The organism is Paraburkholderia phymatum STM815, from assembly GCF_000020045.1.
Lineage (GTDB): Bacteria > Pseudomonadota > Gammaproteobacteria > Burkholderiales > Burkholderiaceae > Paraburkholderia > Paraburkholderia phymatum.
This window is the reverse complement of record NC_010622.1, coordinates 111040-130359: the sequence shown is the minus strand read 5'-3', so window position 1 is coordinate 130359 and position 19320 is coordinate 111040. Positions and strand designations below refer to the sequence as shown.

Annotated in this window: 19 protein-coding genes; 8 read left to right on the top strand and 11 right to left on the bottom strand. The window is 62.4% G+C overall.

Translation table 11 applies throughout. The annotated features are described in order from the left end of the window. Window positions 1-373 precede the first annotated feature (373 nt). From BPHY_RS00590 to BPHY_RS00580, 3 genes are all read left to right on the top strand, one after another. On the top strand, window positions 374-1018 hold the full coding sequence (locus tag BPHY_RS00590) for an MBL fold metallo-hydrolase (RefSeq protein ID WP_012399543.1): 645 nt from the start codon (window positions 374-376) through the stop codon (window positions 1016-1018). Continuing rightward, window positions 1015-1629: a 3'-5' exonuclease family protein gene (locus tag BPHY_RS00585; RefSeq protein ID WP_012399542.1), complete on the top strand. Its 615-nt coding sequence runs from the start codon at window positions 1015-1017 to the stop codon at window positions 1627-1629. The genes BPHY_RS00590 and BPHY_RS00585 overlap by 4 nt, the downstream gene beginning before the upstream one ends. A gap of 103 nt (window positions 1630-1732) precedes the next feature. Beyond that, the gene (locus tag BPHY_RS00580; protein ID WP_012399541.1) at window positions 1733-2191 is read left to right on the top strand and encodes an Lrp/AsnC family transcriptional regulator; all 459 of its coding nucleotides are present in this window, start codon (window positions 1733-1735) and stop codon (window positions 2189-2191) included. 9 nt (window positions 2192-2200) lie between these two features. On the opposite strand, the gene BPHY_RS00575 is transcribed toward BPHY_RS00580, so the two are convergent. From BPHY_RS00575 to BPHY_RS00565, 3 genes are all read right to left on the bottom strand, one after another. Further along, complete coding sequence (locus BPHY_RS00575) at window positions 2201-3403, bottom strand: cation diffusion facilitator family transporter (protein WP_012399540.1); 1203 nt, start codon at window positions 3401-3403, stop codon at window positions 2201-2203. A gap of 247 nt (window positions 3404-3650) precedes the next feature. Further along, entirely contained in the window at window positions 3651-3953 is a 303-nt protein-coding gene (locus tag BPHY_RS00570; RefSeq protein WP_012399539.1) for an H-NS histone family protein, read from the bottom strand. A 358-nt stretch (window positions 3954-4311) separates the two neighbouring features. Then, window positions 4312-4977, bottom strand: a complete 666-nt coding sequence (locus BPHY_RS00565; protein ID WP_012399538.1) for a HugZ family pyridoxamine 5'-phosphate oxidase — start codon at window positions 4975-4977, stop codon at window positions 4312-4314. Between the two features lie 221 nt (window positions 4978-5198). Between BPHY_RS00565 and BPHY_RS00560 the strand changes: the two genes are divergently transcribed. Further along, window positions 5199-6410, top strand: a complete 1212-nt coding sequence (locus BPHY_RS00560; RefSeq protein ID WP_012399537.1) for an MFS transporter — start codon at window positions 5199-5201, stop codon at window positions 6408-6410. Window positions 6411-6445: 35 nt separating this feature from the next. Here BPHY_RS00560 and BPHY_RS00555 read toward each other — a convergent pair whose 3' ends face one another. Both BPHY_RS00555 and BPHY_RS00550 read right to left on the bottom strand, forming a co-directional pair. Further along, a complete protein-coding gene (locus tag BPHY_RS00555; protein ID WP_012399536.1) occupies window positions 6446-7444 on the bottom strand; it encodes a cupin-like domain-containing protein in 999 nt (332 codons plus the stop codon). A 163-nt stretch (window positions 7445-7607) separates the two neighbouring features. After that, the gene (locus tag BPHY_RS00550; protein ID WP_012399535.1) at window positions 7608-8753 is read right to left on the bottom strand and encodes a branched-chain amino acid ABC transporter substrate-binding protein; all 1146 of its coding nucleotides are present in this window, start codon (window positions 8751-8753) and stop codon (window positions 7608-7610) included. A 638-nt stretch (window positions 8754-9391) separates the two neighbouring features. On the opposite strand from BPHY_RS00550, the gene BPHY_RS00545 reads away from it, so the two are divergent. Together BPHY_RS00545 and BPHY_RS00540 are read left to right on the top strand one after the other, a co-directional pair. Then, window positions 9392-10090 carry a dienelactone hydrolase family protein gene (locus BPHY_RS00545; protein ID WP_012399534.1) on the top strand — a complete coding sequence of 233 codons (699 nt, stop codon included), beginning with the start codon at window positions 9392-9394 and terminating at the stop codon, window positions 10088-10090. A gap of 136 nt (window positions 10091-10226) precedes the next feature. Beyond that, window positions 10227-11741, top strand: coding sequence for an amidase (locus BPHY_RS00540; protein WP_012399533.1), 1515 nt, complete (start codon window positions 10227-10229; stop codon window positions 11739-11741). A gap of 3 nt (window positions 11742-11744) precedes the next feature. On the opposite strand, the gene BPHY_RS00535 is transcribed toward BPHY_RS00540, so the two are convergent. The 5 genes from BPHY_RS00535 to BPHY_RS00515 all read right to left on the bottom strand — a co-directional run bounded on the left by BPHY_RS00535 (window position 11745) and on the right by BPHY_RS00515 (window position 16731). Then, window positions 11745-13067 carry an MFS transporter gene (locus BPHY_RS00535; RefSeq protein WP_012399532.1) on the bottom strand — a complete coding sequence of 441 codons (1323 nt, stop codon included), beginning with the start codon at window positions 13065-13067 and terminating at the stop codon, window positions 11745-11747. 252 nt (window positions 13068-13319) lie between these two features. Then, window positions 13320-13634, bottom strand: coding sequence for a high-potential iron-sulfur protein (locus tag BPHY_RS00530; RefSeq protein WP_012399530.1), 315 nt, complete (start codon window positions 13632-13634; stop codon window positions 13320-13322). A 202-nt stretch (window positions 13635-13836) separates the two neighbouring features. Further along, complete coding sequence (locus BPHY_RS00525) at window positions 13837-14943, bottom strand: NAD(P)/FAD-dependent oxidoreductase (RefSeq protein ID WP_012399529.1); 1107 nt, start codon at window positions 14941-14943, stop codon at window positions 13837-13839. A gap of 292 nt (window positions 14944-15235) precedes the next feature. Then, the gene (locus tag BPHY_RS00520) at window positions 15236-15523 is read right to left on the bottom strand and encodes a DUF4148 domain-containing protein (protein WP_012399528.1); all 288 of its coding nucleotides are present in this window, start codon (window positions 15521-15523) and stop codon (window positions 15236-15238) included. A 230-nt stretch (window positions 15524-15753) separates the two neighbouring features. Further along, window positions 15754-16731 (bottom strand): AAA family ATPase, encoded by a 978-nt coding sequence (locus BPHY_RS00515; RefSeq protein WP_012399527.1) that lies wholly within the window; start codon window positions 16729-16731, stop codon window positions 15754-15756. 329 nt (window positions 16732-17060) lie between these two features. Between BPHY_RS00515 and BPHY_RS00510 the strand changes: the two genes are divergently transcribed. Both BPHY_RS00510 and BPHY_RS00505 read left to right on the top strand, forming a co-directional pair. After that, window positions 17061-17567, top strand: a complete 507-nt coding sequence (locus BPHY_RS00510) for a hypothetical protein (RefSeq protein ID WP_012399526.1) — start codon at window positions 17061-17063, stop codon at window positions 17565-17567. A gap of 28 nt (window positions 17568-17595) precedes the next feature. Next, window positions 17596-18393 carry an endonuclease/exonuclease/phosphatase family protein gene (locus tag BPHY_RS00505; RefSeq protein ID WP_012399525.1) on the top strand — a complete coding sequence of 266 codons (798 nt, stop codon included), beginning with the start codon at window positions 17596-17598 and terminating at the stop codon, window positions 18391-18393. Window positions 18394-18408: 15 nt separating this feature from the next. Here BPHY_RS00505 and BPHY_RS00500 read toward each other — a convergent pair whose 3' ends face one another. Next, window positions 18409-18885, bottom strand: coding sequence for an aldose epimerase family protein (locus BPHY_RS00500; RefSeq protein ID WP_322789023.1), 477 nt, complete (start codon window positions 18883-18885; stop codon window positions 18409-18411). Window positions 18886-19320 lie beyond the last annotated feature (435 nt).

Sequence of the window (19320 nt, the reverse complement as noted above, 5' to 3'; positions counted from 1 at the left end):
CCATCCAGCGTTACGGTAGCGAGACCGTGGCAGGCGCGTTGCGCCTGGCTAGACAGGACGTGCGCATCGAAAAAAGCGATCGATGCATGGATTTGCCGTCGGCATCACCGACAGCACTTGCTTGATGGTGAACCAGCAGCGTCCGTGCCGATTTCATAAGACGAAACGCCTGCTCACCCAAAAGACGGTGCGATTTTCCCACACCCAGTACGCACATTATACCAAAAACACAATCCTGTGTTCTCTACCTCAACTTGCCGCCGATGAATTCTCACTATTACTGCAAAAATGCGTATTCGCCAGTCGGCTTATCGGCCGATGGCATGCGCCTCGACGGCCGGTACAATCGAGTTTTCCAAGCACGTGGTTACTCATGAAAGTCACGCTGATCCCCGTCACGCCGTTCCAGCAGAACAGTTCCCTGCTCGTCTGCGAAAAGACCGGGCGCGCGGCCATCGTCGATCCGGGCGGTGATCTGGACATCATCAAGGGCGAGGTGGAGCGCCAGAAAGCCTCAGTGGAAAAGGTGCTGCTGACCCACGGTCATATCGATCATTGCGCGGGCGCGAAGACGTTAGCGGAGCACTATGGCGTGCCGATCGAAGGCCCGCATATCGACGAGCGCTTCTGGATCGACCAGTTGCCCCAGCAAAGCCTGCGTTTCGGTTTTCCGGCGGCCGAAGCGTTCGAGCCGACGCGCTGGCTCAAAGACAAGGACACGGTCACGTTCGGTGATGAAACGCTCGAGGTCTATCACTGCCCGGGGCACACGCCGGGACACGTGATCTTCTTCAGCCGCGCGCACCGTCTCGCGCTCGTGGGAGACGTGCTGTTCGCCGGCTCGATCGGCCGCACGGACTTTCCACGCGGTAATCACGGCGACCTGATCCGCTCGATTCGCGAAAAGCTGTGGCCGCTCGGCGACGACGTCACATTCGTCCCTGGCCACGGTCCCACGTCGACATTCGGCGACGAGCGCCGCACGAATCCGTATGTCGCGGACGGAGTCGGGGCATGAGTGTCGAAATCTATGTGAGCACCGATGTCGAAGCGGACGGCCCGATTCCTGGCCCGCATTCGATGCTGAGCTTCGCGTCGGCGGCCTATACGGCTGACAAGCAGTTGATCGGCACGTTCTCGGCGAATCTCGAATTGCTCGAGGGCGCAGCGCCTCATCCCGTGCAGGAAGCGTGGTGGAAGACGCAGCCGGAAGCGTGGACCGCATGCCGCAAGAACTTGCAGCAGCCGGCGGCGGCGCTCGTCGCGTATGTCGAATGGGTGGAGGCGCTGCCGGGCAAGCCTGTGTTCGTAGCGATGCCGGCAGGCTTCGACTTCACCTTCATGTTCTGGTACATGATGCGTTTTGCCGGCCGCTGCCCCTTCTCGTGGTCGGCGCTCGACATCAAGACGCTCGCGTTCGCGATGACGGGCCTCCCCTACCGCAAGTGCATCAAGCCGCGCTTTCCGAAGCACTGGTTCGACGACCATCCGCATACGCACGTCGCACTCGACGACGCCATCGAGCAAGGCGCGCTCTTTTGCAACATGCTCGCGGATCTGCGCCAGAGCCAGAGCGCTGTCATGTCGGAAGCGGATGGGGACGACGCAGGACAAAAACCCGCGGAGTAGGCGGCAATTTAGGGAATCTCCCTCAGTACGGGCGGTTTGCATTGCGTTTCGTTTCGGCGACCTCTAACATTGATAAAAAGGCGACGCGACAACGGAGGCGCAGTTGACACTCGATACGTTCTCTCAAAAGATCCTGCGTCTTCTGCAGCTAGACGCGCGCCGTTCAGTGCAGGAAATCTCCGATCAGGTCGGGCTCTCCAGCACGCCGTGCTGGCGGCGCATCAAGGACATGGAGCAATCGGGCATCATCCAGCGCTATACGGCGTTGCTCGACCGGGAAAAGCTCGGTCTGCACGTGTGCGCCCTCGCCCACATTCACCTCACACGTCACACGGAGGGCGGCGTCGAGCAGTTCGAGCGCGAAATCGCCACTTGCCCCGAAGTGACCGAGTGCTACAGCACGACGGGCGAGTCCGACTACATCCTCAAGATCGTCGCCCCCGACATCAAGGCATACGACACCTTCCTGCACGACCGCATCTTCAAGATTCCCGCCGTCGCGCAGGTGCGCACCAGCGTCGTGCTGCGCGAAATCAAGTTCGACACGCAGTTGCCGCTTTAAGCCGCTCCCTCATGCATCGCCGCGCGGCTCGCGCGCCAGTTCCGCGCCGGCCGTCGACACATCGACGGCATGCGTCACGCTCAAGCGGCGCGCGCCCAGTCTGAGCTTCAGAGCTTCCAGATCGATACGCTCGAGTTGATGCACTTCGCTTTCCAGCGCGCCGAGCCTGGACGGCTGCAACGTCACTTCGATGTCGAGCCCCGTGCTCAGATAATGCAGATTCACACTGGCCGCCGTGAGCCCTTGGGCAGCAAGCGCCGTATCGACTTCTGCGACGATCTTTGCACGCGGCGGCAGGTTGACGGGCGGCCGCGAAATCGCATCGTTCTCCGGGTCCACGTGAATCAGCGCGTCGAGCACGCGGCTGTCCGACAGTACGCGCGAGCGCGCCGTCTCCGCGATGTAGTGTCCTTCGGAAACCGAGATCATCGGGTCCACGAGAATATGCGCGTCGACCAATGCAAAGTCGCCCATTTTCCGCGTGCGCAATTCGTGGACATCGCGCACGCCAGGCGTCGACATGATGCGTGAGCGCAGATCGGCCGTGTCGGCTTCGTTCAGCGCGCGATCGGACAGATCCTGCAGCGCATCCCAGCCGAACGTCCAGCCCATACGCGCAACCATGAAGCCGACGATCGCAGCCGCTATGGGATCGAGCAGGCGCACCCCCGCGATGCTTCCGAGAATACCCAGCGCCACCACAAGCGACGACGCCGCGTCCGAGCGAGCGTGCCACGCGTTCGCAATCAGCATCGCCGAGCGCACGCGCTGCGCTTCGCGCAGCATGTAACGAAAGAGCCCTTCCTTCGACAGCAGCACGACGATCGCCACCGCCAGTGCGCTCAGATGCACGGCGGGAATGTTCTGCATGTCGGAGAGCCGTGCACCGGCCCGCCACAGCATCCCCACGCCGACCGAAATCAGCAGACCGCCCAGAAATAGCGAAGCGACCGTTTCGTAACGGCTATGCCCGTAGTTATGATCCGCGTCCGGCTCCGCCGCACTATGCCGATTGGCGATCAGCACGACAAAATCGGAAACGAGATCGGCGAGCGAATGCACGCCGTCGGCGACGAGCGCCTGAGAATGTGCAAACACGCCGATCACGATCTGCATCGACATCAGCACCGTATTAAGTGCGATGCTCGCGAAAGTGCTTGTTCGTGCGACGCGCTGTTTTTCCGCGGACTGGGCCGCCAGGGTGGAAGACATTGGAAGGGAAACGGGTTGGGTGCCATTAATTCTACCCGCGGCTTCGTGAATCCGCTGTTAAGCGATCAAAAAAAGCTTTTAAATCAGGTGCTTATCATAATGCGAAGCATTCGCATGAAAGTACCGGCGGCGAGGCGCCTCCACCGCGTCCAAAGATAAGCCGATGACCAATAAAAAAACCGCGCCTCTCGATGTGGGCGCGGTTTTCTTTAACACATTGCTCGCGCGGTGCAAGCATTAAGTCATATTATTTCTCGATGAGAAATTTTTCCCGCTCCTGGCCTGCAATCCAGCGGGGTGGCTTACCGCGACCCGACCAGGTGCTGCCGCTCGCGGGATCGCGATATTTCGGCGCAACGCCAGCTCGGGGACGGCCCGCTGTCTTGACGGCTTTCGCACGTGAGCCACCGAGTTCGGCCAGCGTAATGCCGTAATCAGCCATTTTCTGCTTGATCTCGTTTAACACTTCCGCATACTCGCGCGCTTTCGCCTCTTCGATCTGCTTTTCGAGCTTTTCGCGCTGCGCAAGTAGTTCCCTGTAGGAGGACATAGTTTCCTTCTGGTTCGATAAATGGACGGACGGTCTATGCCGATTTAGTCCGGAAAGTTGTCATGCCTCGGAATTTGGTGGCGAGATTAACACAAAATAGAAACTCCGGAAAAGACGTCTGCGAAAATTCATTAATCTCAATTTCCTAATCTTTCACGCGACGGTAAGCCGCGAGTTCCCGGGCAAATTATTCTTTCGCTGAATAGCACCAGCGCCGAGGGAATAAATTCACATTAATTCCCAAACCATGAAAAGCAATGGCTAATTTATTCCAGAACATTTCATGCGATGCGAGTTTCAACCGGCAAACTGTAAAGCTCAGCCCTTTTATCCGGTAAAACGACCTTGCACGTGAGTCTTAAGCAGGTCCCTGCCGGGCAATGCAATCTTCAAGAAGTGCGCGGAGCGATTCCCAATCGGGAGCTGGCGTGTCGAACGCGACGCGCTTTCGGCTACCCGACGTCACCAGGTCTGCGCCATACCTGTCGACTCCCAGTAGTCGAACATGCGCAGGACGCCGCGGATGCCGCTCGATCATGTCGGCCAGCGCGCTTTCCTCTTCGAACGAAACGGGCGCGAGCGGATCGAGGTCCTCCGCCATCAGCCAGCCCATCGCGCCAAACCCGCCGATATAGCGCATCCGCTCGATCGACATCACCCAGAAAGAAAAATCGCCCAGCACGAGGTAGCGTTCGGCAGAGGGGTGATAGCGCAAGTAGCGATGAGTTACTTCCGGGGTCGGCTGGACGTGCTCGAACGTGCCGACCAGCGTGACGCGCTCGCCATTGAGCACATCGCCGTCCGGCGCATGGACGATCAAGAAGCCCGAGCGCGGATCGGAGTGCAGGTTGCGCGTGTGTTCGGCGAGACGGCTCACAAGAATCGTCGGCCGATGCCGCGCGTCAGGCGCGAATGGCAGCACGGTCGGATACGGGAAACCTCGCGGCTGGCGCGCATGCGTGGCGAGCGTGCCGATGGCGGCCTGATGCAGCAGATGCAGCGGAGCGTGAGCGGGAATGTTCAAGTTCGCGTCCTCGTCGGATGAATTCGCGCTGCGCAATGCCCGTGGATCGACGAGGCCGACATCGATCCTGATCAGAACGGGCGACGCGCCGCGCGTGGAAAGTAGATATTAGTTCAGGGACTTGTCCGCACGACACGCTATTGCTTCGCTAGAATCTGGAAACGCTTTCACCGCGCTGTCGTTCCCGCGCGGTATCTTCTTCTTCGATCTCTGGCTGCTACGTGTCCGACCGCCCCTCCGAATCCGCATCCATTCCCGCCGCGCATCGCAATCTGCCCACGAGCGCGCGCAAGCGTGCGCGTTACGCGACGATGGCGCTCTTCCTGATTGCCGGGATGATGTATGCGTCATGGGGCGTCCACGTGCCGACCGTGCGCGACCGCTTCCATTTGAATCCGGCGATGCTGTCTGTCGCGCTGTTCGCAGTCGCGGGCGGCTCGATCGGCGCGATGGTGACGAACGGGCCGTGGATCGCGCGCGTCGGCACGCGCCGCGCATGTCTGGCGGGCGGCCTTGTTATGTCGGCGTGCGCGGCGCTGATTCTCGTCGTGCCGTCGTACTGGATGCTGCTCGTGTTGCTCGCGTTCTTTGGCGCCGGGATGGCGACACTCGACGTCGCGATGAACGCCGAAGCCAGCGCCGTCGAAGAAGCGCTCGGCCGGCCGATCATGTCGTCGCTGCACGGCATGTTCAGCCTCGGCGGGATGGCAGGCGCGGCCGTCGGCGGCGCGGCGCTCGCGCACGGCATGGCGCCTGCCGTGCATCTGCTGCTCGCAGCGCTGGTGAGTGCGGGCGTGCTGCTGGCGGCGTGCCCCGCGGTGCTGCCCCACGTCCCGCATTCCGAGCATCCAGATGCGCACGCGCCGCGCGGCAACCGCTGGCGCTCGCCGGCACTGTGGGCACTCGGCGCGATCGCACTGGTCGCGCTGATCGCGGAAGGCGCGATGTACGACTGGGCGACGGTGTACATGCGCGACGTCGTCGCATCGACGCCCGCTGTGTCGAGCGCCGCCTACGCGGCGTTCTCAGGCGGCATGGCCGTCGCGCGTTTCGCCGGCGACGCCGTGCGTGCGCGTTTCGGCGCGCCGCAGCTGACTGCCGCGAGCGCGTCGCTGGCCTGCGCGGGCATGATCGGCGCGCTGCTTCTGCCGCATCCCGTCGCCGCGTTGACCGGTTTCACGATGATGGGCCTCGGCCTCGCCAACATGATGCCCGTGCTGTTCGCGGCAGCGGCGCGCGTGAAGGGAATTCCCGCCGCCGAAGGTCTCGCGCACGTCGCGGGGCTGGCGTACTTCGGCTTGCTGCTCGGACCGGTGATCATCGGCGGGGTCGCGCAGGTGACGAATCTGCCCATCGGCCTGTCCGTCGTCGCGTTGTGTGCGGCGCTCGTCGCGTTCGCGGCACCCAAGGTATTGCGCCGGCTCCGTATCTGAACTGCTCGTTCAACGAGCCGGCGCGCAGGCATCGCTCAAAGCTCGCGATACGTGCTGTACGTGCGCGCAAAGTCGTTGCGTTCGAGAAAACTCGTGTACGTCATCGTGACGGAGGCATCGAGCGCCTCGACGTAATGCCACCAGCCGATCGGGAGAAACAGCAGTTCGCCCGGTTCCAGCGTGCACTCGATCACGTGCGCCTGTTCGAATGACGGAAACCGTTCGACATCGAGCGCCCCACCATCAACCTGCGAATAGCAATGCAGATGGTTGTACATATGGGCGGTGTCGGTGAACGGCACGAGTAGCACGCGCTTGCGCCCGATTACCTGCGCCATCAGATTGTTGGTGAGATCGTGGTGAAACGGCGTCTTTGTGCCGGCGGGCCCGAACCAGAAATAGCCCGCATCGGCAGCCGCGGCATCCAGATACTCGCCGATAGGCGGTACGTCGTCCCACAACGCCGCCAGCGCCACTCGGTTTCGCGACGCGTTGTTCGCCGTCATATAGAAGTCGTTCGTGACGCCGGCGCGTTCGACGAGATCGACGTAGTCGCCAAAACGCATCGCGCGCCTGTGTGACGGCTGATTGATCTCGTAGTTCGCATCGGCTTCGCGGCCGAACTGCACTTCCACCTCGGCACGCGCGCACCGCGCGCGAAAGTAGTCGAAATTCCAGCGTCTGCGGGCTGGCCACGAATCGATCATGCCGGTGACGATCACTGGCCGGTTCTGAAAATAGAACTGCTCGTAAAACGCATCACGCGACAGACCCGCGTGACGTTCAATCTCATCCGCTCCCCGCCGCATGCGATTCAGCTCGCCGTACACGGAAAACATCCATTCACGCTTGCGCAAACGATTGCGCAAGCGGGCGCCCGCAAGAAAATAAGGGCTATTCAGCGTGCTATCGATTTCGCATAGTGCGTGTTCGCGCTCGAAGCCGTGTTCGATGAGCACCGCATGCACGTGTTCGGGCGATGCGTCGAGCAACAGGTTCTCGGCGATCCAGCGCCGCCATTCGTCATCGATCATCCGTGTCACGATCGCGTCCCCCGCGTGGTGTGCGCAAACTTAGCGCACAAAACAAAAGGCACGCGGGAATGAACCCGCGTGCCTCCTATGATGCCTTGTCAGGCCGGTTTGCGTCCTGCGTGACGCGGCGAGACCGCGTGCGCGCCGGTTGCGCCGACCGCTCTTACATCTTCACGACGTCGAGCAGCGTCTTCTTGCCGGACTTGTAGTTGTACAGCGAGATCACACCGTGCTTCAGGTCGCCCTTCGAGTCGAAGGTCGTTTCGCCGATCACACCCTTGTAGTCGGTGTTCGGCATCGCTGCCAGGATCTTCGCCGGATCCGTCGAGCCAGCACGCTTCATTGCGTCGACGATGATGTACACAGCGTCATACGTGAACGGAGCGTAAATCTGGATCGGCTGACCGAAACGCTTCTGATACTTCGCCTGGAACGCCTGGCCGCCTTCCATCTTCTCGAGCGCCATACCGGCTTCCGAGCAGACGATGTTGTCGGTTGCGTCGCCAGCCAGGTCAGACAGCTTGTCGGTACACACGCCGTCGCCCGCCAGCACCTTCGCGCGCAGGCCAAGCTGCTTGGCTTGCTTCGCGAACGGGCCGCCCGTGGCGTCCATGCCGCCGTACATGATCGCGTCCGGGTTTTCGCCCTTGATCTTCGTCAGAATTGCGCGGAAGTCGACAGCCTTGTCGTTCGTCGCGTCATGCGACATCACGTTCAGACCGAGCGACTTTGCCGTCTTTTCGAATTCGTTCGCGAGACCCTGGCCGTATGCCGTCGAGTCGTCGACGATCGCGACGCTCTTGACCTTCAGGCCCTTCGCTGCGTAGTTGGCCAGTGCCGGGCCTTGCTGCGCATCGGTTGCCACGACGCGGTACGTCGTCTTGAAGCCCTGTTGCGTGTATGCCGGGTTCGTTGCCGACGGCGAGATCTGAACGATGCCTGCATCGCTGTAGATCTTCGAAGCCGGAATCGACGTGCCCGAGTTCAGGTGGCCAACGACGGCGACAACCTTGTCGTCGACCAGCTTCTGTGCGACCTGCGTAGCAGTACGCGGGTCGGCTGCGTCGTCTTGTGCATCCAGTTGCAGCGTGATCTTCTGGCCGCCGATCGTCAGACCCTTGGCGTTGATCTCTTCGACTGCGAGACGAGCGCCGTTTTCGTTGTCCTTGCCCAGGTGAGCGATGCCACCCGTCAAAGGCGCGACGTGGCCGATCTTGACCACTGTGTCGGCCGAAGCCGTCGTCGCCAACGTTGCAAACAGCATCGCCGCAGCGCTGATCGGCAACAGCTTTTGGATTTTGATGTTCATGTAAGTCTCCGATTTCGGTCCCAAAAACAACGTAATCGCCCTTGTGCCCCGCTTCCTTCACGTGTCGCTCAAATCCCGTGGACGACTCCGCCGGATGCATCGTTCATGCACTTGGCAAGCACGCGTTCCAGCCTGTTTGTGGCAGGTGGCGCCCCGCGCTTGCGCGCAAGTGTAGGCTATCAAATTAATTTGTGGGGTTTTTTTGAGTAAGTGGGATCACTACCAATAGCGTTTATCCCACTTAGTCGTGAATCGCGTCCGCTATATGCCCGGAAAGCGACAGCCCGCGCGGCTTTCCGGCGAGCGCAGCGGCTTCCATAACGCATGCATCGCATGTCTCGCGCATTCTCCGGGCGTGGTTTCGTTATGCGCCGGACGCGTCATCACACGTAAACGCAATTCTGCTAGAGCAGCATTGAGATCGTTCTCAAACAAGCCGAAGACGGACGCACTATATAGAGTGCGAGTGCCGCTTCGACGTACGCGTCGTTTCATTCCGCTTACGAGGAGCCCGCCGCGCCGGCCCCGCGCTGCAGGCCCGTTCTTTTGATGGCACACTGGGCGCCCGCTACGGGCAACACGTCCGCAAACGATTGCCCGCCAATTTGCGGCTTCACCGTTTATGCAAGGAGAAACAAGTGAGCGTGACTTCCCGATGGATCGACATTCAGACCGGCAATGACGCATTCGGCGCGTATGTATCGACGCCGAAGAGCGGCAAGGGGCCCGCCGTGATCGTCATTCAGGAAATCTTCGGCGTGAACGGGCATATCCGCGACGTCGTCGAGCAGTACGCGCAGGACGGCTACATCGCGATCGCGCCGGATATCTTTTGGCGCACGCAGCCGCGCGTCGAACTGACCTACGTCGGCGCCGATCGCGATAAGGGCATCGAAATCCTGCAAAAGACGAACGTCGATCTCGCTGTCGCCGACATCGGCGCGACGGCTGCCGCGCTGCGCGCGATGCCGGAAGTGACGGGCAAGATCGCGGGCATCGGCTACTGCTTCGGCGGCCGTCTTGCGTATCTGGCCGCGGTCGAAGGGCTGCTCGACATCGCCGTGTCGTACTACGGCGGCGGCATCCAGAACCAGCTCGACAAGGCGCCGCAGATCAAGGTGCCGATGCAGTTCCACTACGGCGAACTGGATCATGGCATACCGCTGTCGGCAGTCGGCGAAGTGAAGGAGCGGTTCGCGGGCCGCGACGACGTCGAACTGTATATCTACCCGAACGCCGATCACGGCTTCAACTGCACTGAGCGCGCGAGCTATCACCAGCACTCGGCGGCGCTCGCGCATGGCCGCACGCTGACTTTCCTCGCTACCCACGCGTAAGTTACGCTAGAGGCGCGGCGTGCCGGCGTCGCGCCTTGTGCATCGAATTGCATCGAGCTGCATCCAGCTGAATCGAGCGCGCGCATGCAGCCCGCGCGTGCCGTCATCATCATTCCAGTCCGCGGGAGCCCTCGTCGTGCAATCCGACTATCTCGATCATGACGCAATCGGTCTCGCCGATCTGGTACGCAAGCGCAAGGTGAGCGCGCGCGAATTGCTGGAGACCGCGATCGCGCGGGCCGAAGCAGTGAATCCCGCCATCAACGCGATCGTCCTGAAAGACTACGAGGCCGCCCGCCGACGCGCATCGCGCGAACGGACAAACGGCAGCGGCGAAGCACCCGACGCCGCTGCGCTCGGCGACGGGCCGCTCGCGGGCGTACCGTATCTGGTGAAGGATCTCGGTCTGGCCGTCAAAGGGCTGCGCATGTCGATGGGCAGCCGCCACTATCGCCATTACATTCCCGCCGAAGACGCGCCCATCGTCACGCTGACGCGCGCCGCCGGACTCAATATTTTCGGCAAGACCAGCACGTCCGAAATGGGGCAGATGCCTTATACGGAGCCCGAACTGTTTGGACCATGCCGCAACCCGTGGAGTCTCGATCACACACCGGGCGGTTCGAGCGGCGGCTCGGCTGCCGCCGTCGCCGCGGGCATCGTGCCGCTCGCGCATGCATCGGACGGCGGCGGCTCGATCCGCATTCCCGCGTCATGCTGCGGCCTGTTCGGGCTCAAGCCGACGCGCGGACGCCAGCCGTCGAATGCGGTGCCGGCGCCCGGCGATATGGGCGTCGATCACGCCGTGTCGCGCAGCGTGCGCGACAGCGCACTGCTGCTCGATCTTACGTCGGGCAATGCCGGCCGGCCGATGGGCGCGCCGGGCACCTTCCTCGCCGCGACGGGTGAACCGTGCAAGCCGCTGCACATCGCGTTCGTGACGGACCCGATGCTCGCATTCACATTGTCCGCCGACGCCCGCGCCGCTCTCGACGACGCCGCGCAACTCGCGGCATCGCTCGGTCACCACATCGAACCCGTCACGCTCAACATCGACTTCGCGAGCCTGCGCGAAGCGTTTCTGATGATCTGGTCGGTGAGCGCCGAGAACCTCGTGCTGCACGCCGACCAGATCACGGGGCGCAAGCCGAATCGTGAGGAATTCGAAATCGCGACGTGGGCGATGGGGCACATCGGCCGCAAGTTCGGCGAGCGGGAATTGCCCGCGGCACTCGAAGCGCAACGCCAGATCAGTGCGAAACTTGCCGAGCTGATGACGCGTTACGACGTGATCCTGTGCGCAACGCTCGCCGCCGCGCCGATCAAGATCGGCGAAATGCAACCGAGCGCCGTCGAGAAAATGCAGATGCGCGCCGTCACCACGGTTCCCGTCGAGCCGCTGATGCGCAAGCTGCTGACAGAAGTGTCGAACAAGGCGTTCGCGTGGGCGGGCTGCACGGAGCTGTTCAATATGACGGGACAGCCGGCGATGTCGGTGCCGCTCTATTGGAATGCGCGCGGCCTGCCGATCGGCGTGCAATTCGCCACACGGGAAGGCGGCGAAGCGCTGCTGCTGCGGCTCGCCGCGCAACTGGAAACGGCGCGTCCGTGGTTCGACCGGCGGCCGCCGCTGATCCCCGCGAGCAGCTAGCGCCTAACGCCGCTCCAGCGGCTGTTCGAGCGCATCGAGCGGCTTGCGCATCGCGTCGAGATCGGCGTGACGTTTGGCCGGCATGCATGCGACGGCGACGATCGAGATCGTGAGCCCGCACATCACGTAGTAGGTCGGCGCGAGCGGCGAACCCGTCGTCTTGATGAGCCACGTGACGATGAACTGGCCGAAGCCGCCGAACAGCATCACCGCGAAGTTGTACGCGAGCGACAGACCGGTCGAGCGCACGTTCGCGGGAAAGAGTTCGGCCATCAGCGCGCCGAATGGTCCGTAATAACCCGAGAGCGCAATAGAAAGGATGGCCTGCACGAGGATCAGCTTCGATACGCTCGGGGCTTCTTCCAGCCACACGAAAAGCGGGTAGATCGCCACCAGCGTGATGACCAGCGACCACAGCGACAGCCCTTTGCGCCCGATCCGATCGGACCACGCGCCTGTCAGCGGCGACAGCACGGTGAGCAGCAGATTGCCGACGATCACGGCCGTGAACGAATCCGCGTAAGGCAGTTTCAGCTGCCTGACGGCGAAGGTGGGTAGATAGCTGATCAACACATAGATCGTGACTGTCAACGCCACCACCGAGCCGAGACCGCAGAGCACGTCGCGGCTATGGTGCGCAAACAGCTCGCCGAGCGTCGCGCGGCGCGCGGTCTGCTTCGCGTGCAGAAATGCTTCGGAATCCGCGAGATTGCGGCGAATGTAGAAACCTATCGGACCGATCACGAGACCGAGGATAAACGGCACGCGCCAGCCCCACGACCTGAGCGCTTCGGGGGACAGGCCACGCGTCATCAGCGCCCCGACGACGGCACCGAGCAGCAGCGCGGCCGCCTGGCTTGCCATCTGCCAACTGCCATAGAAGCCGCGCTTCGAGAAAGGCGCGGCTTCGATCAGCAGCGCCGTCGAACTGCCGAACTCGCCGCCCGCGGAGAAGCCTTGCAGCAAGCGTCCGACCACGATCAGCAGCGGCGCGCCCACGCCGATCGCCGAATAAGGCGGCGCGACGGCGAGCAGCAGAATGCCGAGCGACATCAGCGCGATCACGAGCGACAGCGCGGCCTTGCGTCCGGCGCGATCCGCATAGAGACCGAGCACGATGCCGCCGACGGGCCGCATGAAGAACGCGACGCCGAAGCTTGCCGTGGTGAGAAGGATCGCCGAGTAATCGCTGCTGGAGGGAAAGAAGAGTTCTGCGATGACGACGGTGAGGAAACCGAAGACAGTGAAGTCATACCACTCGAGCGCATTACCGATGACGGCCGCCGTGACCGCCCGCGTATTGAGGCTCCTGGATGCTTGTGACATCGATGTCTCCGGCCTGCGTCGAGGCGTCGGGTGCGTTGATTTGAATTTGGTTCGAATGGGCCGCCGTCAGGCCCCGCGCGCACGCCATGCGAGTGTAAAAGAGCACGACATCAGATTTCAAGCAACTTTCATAAGACAAGAGCGCACGCCGCTCTCCGCGGCGGGCGCTCTTTACGGCTGCTGCGAAAGACGCGAGCGGCGGTGCGGTAACGCATCGCTCAACGCGCGCCTGTTCATCCAACGATGGCTGTATCAGCCCTTCTTGTTATAGGCGCTGCACCAACCCTTGCTCGCGACCTGCTTGCCCGCGAACATCGGGCACGGTGCGTAGGCATCGGTTGGCTTGCCCTGATAGAAGCTGCAATTGCCGCAATCCTGCCCTGCCGCGTATTTCGGGTACTTCGCCTTGTCGACTTTTGTCGCGTCTTCCTTGTAGCCGAGCGCCTGCGCGGTCGGATCGGATTCGGCGACCTTCGGCGCATCGGCAAACGCCTGGCGCGACGACAGCGCGATCGTCGATGCCACACCGATGCTCGTGATCAGAAACGTACGACGGGAATTGTTCATGTGACTCACTCCGTTGGTATTGTGGGGATCTACGCTGTTCTGACGACAGCGGTCCTCCAGCATAGCAATGAAGCCGACGCGCGTGACGCATCAAATGTCGGTCATAAGAAAATCGGTAGACGTGTGCGGGCGAAACACGCGCGGCATCACCGACGACACACCGGCAATGGCCGACGCAGCGTCACCGCCGCAGGCCGCGCAATCAGGCGCGCCCGCTCACTTCGCACACGCGCTGCGCAATCGCCAGCGACGCCGTCAAACCCGGCGACTCGATGCCGAACAGATTCACGAGACCCCGCACGCCATGCGCGGCGGGCCCTTGTATCAGGAAGTCGGCGGCGGGCTCGCCCGGCCCCGACAGCTTGGGACGAATACCGGCATACGCCGGCTTTAGCGCGTGAGCTGGCAACGCGGGCCAGTACGCGCGGATCGCCGCCTCGAAGGCCTCGGCACGCTGCGGATCGACGTCGTAGTTGATCGAATCGACCCATTCGACGTCCGGGCCGAACCGCGCCTGTCCGCCGAGATCGATTGTCAGATGCACACCGAGCCCGGCTTCATTCGGCATCGGATAGATCAGGCGGTTGAACGGCGCACGGCCCGAGATGCTGAAGTAGTTGCCGCGCGCGAGGTAGAGCGGCGGCACATGGCGGGCGTCGAGTCCGCGAATCTTGCGCGCGATCGCGTTCGCATGCAGCCCGGCGCTGTTGATCACGCACGCGGCGCCAATTGTCGTCGGCGAACTGCCGCCGACCTTGACCACAAAGCGGCCGTTGACCGCCTCGATTGCTTCTACGGGCGCGTGGAACGCGCAGACGGCGCCATCGCGTTCCGCGTCGCCGAGCAGCGCCAGCATCAGCTGATGACTGTCGACGATACCCGTTTGCGGCGAAAACACGGCTTCGACACAGTGCAGCGCCGGTTCGAGCGCCTGGGCTTCTTCGCCGCTAATGCGCATCAAGTCGAGCACCCCGTTTTCCTTGCCGCGCGCCATCAGGCTCTCGAGCTGAGGCACCTGATTGCGTGCGGTTGCGACCAGCAGCTTGCCGCAACGCTGATGCGGCACGCCGCGTTCGGCGCAGTAGTCGTACAGCATTTCGCGGCCGCGCACGCACAGCGTCGCCTTGAGCGAGCCGCGCGGATAGTAGATGCCCGCGTGTATGACCTCGCTGTTACGGGAACTCGTGCCGACGCCGATGGCTTGCGCTGCTTCCAGCACGATCACTTCACGCCCGCGCGCCGCCAGAGCGCGCGCGACGGCCAGACCGACGACACCCGCGCCGATCACCACACATTCGATCTGATCCATGTCCCTTGGACGCGGCCCGATGCACCGCGTTCTACCTCGTCATCCACCCGGATTCCAATAGCGTGCGGCGCCGTTTGACCCGTGACCGCGCGCCGTCGAACGCTTCACATGCACAATGCGAAATAGCCCGACGCGCCACAGACACAAATGCCCGCAGACTGTTCCGGCTGCGGGCATCAATATGTGGGAACGCGTCGCGCGTCCGAGTCAGTGTACGCCCACGGCGCTCATTCCTGGTGAATTTGACGGCCTCGCAGTTCCATGCGTTCCGCTCGCGCCACAACGGGCTTGATCAATCAGTGGCAGTCGTGCGCTTGAACAAATGGCGCACGTCGACATGCGCGATGGGCACCGTATAGCCGCCCGTCGCGAATTGCTGCGGATAGGCGGGCGCGTTCGGATTCAGGCTCAGTTCGCCGTTCGCGCGGGCTTGCGCCAGGTCCGCTCTCACCTCGGCACGCGTCTTCGGGCCATTGACGCCGGACGGCGTTTGCGTCGGCGCAGGGCTGTAGCCGCTCGCGAACGCGGGCGCGGCGACCGCTGCGGAAATCAACAACGCTGCAAGCGAAAGCTTCTTCATGATCGATTCCTGAAGATGGGTCCGGGGGAAATGCGGTGCGCATTTCGATGGACTCAGTCTAGGCTCCACCTATCGGTTTACCGACCCTCATTAATGAAATTGACTGTTGCCAGAATCCATTCAAACACGGCACAAACGATCCTGCTGAGGGCTATGAAATAGCTCCCAGACTGGACCCATGAACAAGCGCGCTTGCGCGCCGCCCGTTCGCCTCAACGGCGCGTCGAACGCTAGAAACCGATCGGTTTGCGGCGCGAGTTGTAGTCGAGGCGAATGTCGCCCGCGCCGATGTGATCGCGGCCCGCAATGCGCGCCGAGCCGAAGCCGTTCAGGATCGCGCGCCGCATTTCGCGCGGCGAAGCCTGCGCGAGCGCGTCGAGCGCTGCGCCGCCCAGTTCGGCGGGAAAATGTTGACCCCAGCCGTGCGCGGAGCGAATTTCGTCGTAGATCGACTGCGCGATGCGCCGGGAGCCGTCCCGATCGGGCGGCGGAATCTCGAAGACGTTCATGCGGTTCATGATCGGCTCGGGAATCGAGCGCTCGTCGTTCGCGGTCGCGATCCAGATCACATGACTGGCGTTGATGGGGATTTCCGCGAACTCGTCGATAAAGCTCTGTGCGGTGTCATGTTCGAGCAGCGCGTAGAGCGCGCCGAGCGGATCGTATTGTGAGTCGCCCGTCGCCTTGTCGATTTCGTCGACGGCGATTACGGGGTTTGCATAGCTGCCGTGCACGAGCGCGTCGAACACCTTGCCCGGCTTTGCGTTCTTCCATTGCGACGACGCGCCCGACAGAATCCACCCCGCCGTCAGCGAACTCATCGCCACATAGTGGTATGCGGTGCCGAGCATACGCGCGAGCTGCTTCGCAAAATGCGTCTTGCCGATACCCGGATCGCCGAGCAGCAGGATCGGCATCAGTTCGAGGCGGTCGTCCGTTTCGAGGCACAACGCGACCTGCTTGCGGATATCATCCAGCGGCTCGGTGAAGTTGGGCAGCGAGCCGATCAGATCGTCGATGGACGGCATCCGGTTCGGCTTCACGCAGAAGCGCAGATTGCCAACTTTCAGCATTTTTTCGTACGTGGAACGCAGTGCCTCGCTCGCGCCTTCGCTCAGTTCGTTCAGCGCAGTCTCCACCTGCTCCAGGTCGTAGACCTTGCTGAACGATGCAACCGCGATTTCCTGTTTCACCATTGCCGTTGTCATCGCTTCACCCCGTCGAGCTGTTCTTGCAACCACAGCGTCCCCGACGCCGCTTCAATTTCAGTGTAACGACGAGAAAAACGCATGCAAGCCAGCAGCCACGCGGGTCTGCTGCTGATTGTCCAAGGCTGGCGAGGTGTTTGCTTGAATCGGCACATCTGCGTCCCTATCTGCGACCTGGTGTTATCGCCGGGCGCTGAACCCTGGTCCCAGATCGGCTGTCAGAAAACCGTTATCTCGATAAAGCGTAAGATGGTCGGCGGTCGCAAGAAAGAACGCGCGGACATAGCACGCATTGGCGAAACGCAGCGATTCCGGGAGACTCTTTGTTCATGTGGAAAACCAGCCTTGTCGCCGCCCTGCTCGGGGCCACGCTCATCGCACAGCCCGGCGCGGCCCAGGCACAGCAGCGTAGCGCGCCGCCCGTCGTCAAATGGGAACTGCAGGTGGTGCGCGACGGACAGCAGATCGATTCGTTCGACGGCACGACCACCGTCGGCCAGGCCCGCACCGACACGCATCATCACGTGGTGCAGAACAGCGTCGGCTGCAAGGACGTGCCCGCGGGCAACATCGACCTGGCGCGCACGCTGACCGTCTCGCCGACGCAGGCGGATGCGACGGGCGTCACGTTTGCGATCGATGCGCAGGAAACGCTCCAGGAGCCGGGCATGCGCACGACGGCCGCCGGTTGCAAACTGCCGCCGCAGCCGCGCCAGGTGAGCGCGAACCATCCGGGGCTGAAAGTGCCGCCCGGCGACTGGACGTCATGGACCATCGTCGACAAAGATCCGAATCTCGTCTATCGCTTGCGTGCAAGCGTCGCAAACAACCCGTGACCTCAACGAACGACGTGGATAACGCGGCATGCGAAACCCCGAAGAACTGATACGCGAAAACCTCGGCCCGAAAGACTTCATCGCTGTGAGCTGGAACCTGCACAAAGGCCGGTCGCCGCTCGGCTTTCAGGCCTGGGAGGCGATGCAGCGCTGGGTGGAATCCGTCCACGCCGACGCATACTTTCTGCAGGAAGCGATGGCGCGCCGGATGCCCGGCCCTGTGCTGGCCAGTTCGTTCGGCGCGCGCATGGGTGATTACGACAATGATGTATGGCATTGCCAGGCGACTGAAATCGCCGACTCGCTGCAATTGCAGATCGCCCTCGGGCCGAACGTGTTCAAGCCCTCGTGGCGCCACGGCAATGCGATCCTGTCGCCGCATCCGCTCGATCTCGGCGGACGCTGGGACATCTCTGCGCATCGCTTCGAGCGGCGCGGGCTTCTCGTCGCTCGTGCGACATTCGGCGGCCATTCGGTGTCGCTGCTGTGCGCGCATCTCGCGCTCACGCGTCAGGCGCGTCTGCGTCAGATGCACTGGATCGCGCACTGGATTTCGAAGGAAGCGCCCGCCGGTCCGCTCGTGCTCGCGGGCGACTTCAACGACTGGCGCAACGATTCTGTGCCGCTCTTTCGCGAGCATGGTCTCGAAGAAGTTGCGACGCTTCTCGGCGAGCCGGGCCGCACATTCCCCGCCTTTTCGCCCGCGCTCGCGCTCGACAAGATGTTCGTGCGCGGCATGAAACCCATCGAATGGATTCAGCCTGCACAGGAAACGGCATGGCTGTCGGATCACCTGCCTTATATGGCGCGGCTGCGCGTCGAGTGAGCGCGCGCCGCGGCGTCAGTCGCGCTGCGGCGTCCGGTTGAGTTCGGCGCTGATCGCCTCGCCGGGCTGCAGCAAACGGTAGCCCGCGCGCTCGCGCGCGCCTTCTTCGGCGTTGAAGCAATCGGTCGTGTTCGTGACGGGCTCGACGCATAGCTGCGCGTCGTTTGCGGGCGCGAACACCACCATATGATCGAAGGGCGCATCGGCCGTCATGGTCAGGCGGCGGCGTTCGTCGGGCCACGCGATTGGCGCGCTGCGCATCCAGTTGGTGAAGTTGTTCTCGAGATCGAATGCATCCGCGTTCATGCCCGCCTTCAGCGCATCCACGGCGGGATGCGCGCCCAGATGCGTCGGCAGCGCATATGCGTCGGCGTGCCACAGTGCGTCCACATCGGCGGTGACGAGCGTATTCGCCGTACGCGGGTAGTACGGATGGTGGCCCTCCCGAATGGCATCGTACCTTCCGGCGGATGGCCCGTGCGGGAATCGCACGCCAACACATCTCCAGCCAATATTACTAGTAGTAAACAATGAAGAGGCGGTCTCGGGACAACGAAACATACGGCGATTAATATTATTAGTGACCGACAGGTAATAATTTTCGATGGAATAATCGGCACGGCCGATTACCACTGAAGTGCCGGCGGCAGTTGAAGCACAAAAGCAAAACACATCAACTGAACTGGTACCGGGAGGAAGACATGGCGTCGCACATGGCGATGACGATAGTCAGGCGCGCCGCTGCTGGGGCTCGAGTTCAATCTGCTGAACTTCGAAAACGGCCTCGGCTTCATCAGCTTGTCGGGCAGACCGCGGGATAACGTCGCAGCATCTCTGCCACGCGCTTGCGTCGCGCGCCCTCAAACGCGCCAGCGGGAGTAAGATCGCGGGTCTGCCTTGTACTCTGCTCAACGCGCCGCCGCCTCG

What these genes read in the sequence shown, in the direction of transcription:
- BPHY_RS00555 (WP_012399536.1), bottom strand. Translation starts at nt 7,444, where the DNA reads ATGATCGATGACGAATGGCGGCGCTGGATCGCCGAGAACCTGTTGCTC.
- BPHY_RS00505 (WP_012399525.1), top strand. Translation starts at nt 17,596, where the DNA reads ATGCGAAACCCCGAAGAACTGATACGCGAAAACCTCGGCCCGAAAGAC.
- BPHY_RS00530 (WP_012399530.1), bottom strand. Translation starts at nt 13,634, where the DNA reads ATGAACAATTCCCGTCGTACGTTTCTGATCACGAGCATCGGTGTGGCA.
- BPHY_RS00575 (WP_012399540.1), bottom strand. Translation starts at nt 3,403, where the DNA reads ATGTCTTCCACCCTGGCGGCCCAGTCCGCGGAAAAACAGCGCGTCGCA.
- BPHY_RS00515 (WP_012399527.1), bottom strand. Translation starts at nt 16,731, where the DNA reads ATGACAACGGCAATGGTGAAACAGGAAATCGCGGTTGCATCGTTCAGC.
- BPHY_RS00535 (WP_012399532.1), bottom strand. Translation starts at nt 13,067, where the DNA reads ATGTCACAAGCATCCAGGAGCCTCAATACGCGGGCGGTCACGGCGGCC.
- BPHY_RS00510 (WP_012399526.1), top strand. Translation starts at nt 17,061, where the DNA reads ATGTGGAAAACCAGCCTTGTCGCCGCCCTGCTCGGGGCCACGCTCATC.
- BPHY_RS00570 (WP_012399539.1), bottom strand. Translation starts at nt 3,953, where the DNA reads ATGTCCTCCTACAGGGAACTACTTGCGCAGCGCGAAAAGCTCGAAAAG.
- BPHY_RS00520 (WP_012399528.1), bottom strand. Translation starts at nt 15,523, where the DNA reads ATGAAGAAGCTTTCGCTTGCAGCGTTGTTGATTTCCGCAGCGGTCGCC.
- BPHY_RS00550 (WP_012399535.1), bottom strand. Translation starts at nt 8,753, where the DNA reads ATGAACATCAAAATCCAAAAGCTGTTGCCGATCAGCGCTGCGGCGATG.
- BPHY_RS00585 (WP_012399542.1), top strand. Translation starts at nt 1,015, where the DNA reads ATGAGTGTCGAAATCTATGTGAGCACCGATGTCGAAGCGGACGGCCCG.
- BPHY_RS00590 (WP_012399543.1), top strand. Translation starts at nt 374, where the DNA reads ATGAAAGTCACGCTGATCCCCGTCACGCCGTTCCAGCAGAACAGTTCC.
- BPHY_RS00525 (WP_012399529.1), bottom strand. Translation starts at nt 14,943, where the DNA reads ATGGATCAGATCGAATGTGTGGTGATCGGCGCGGGTGTCGTCGGTCTG.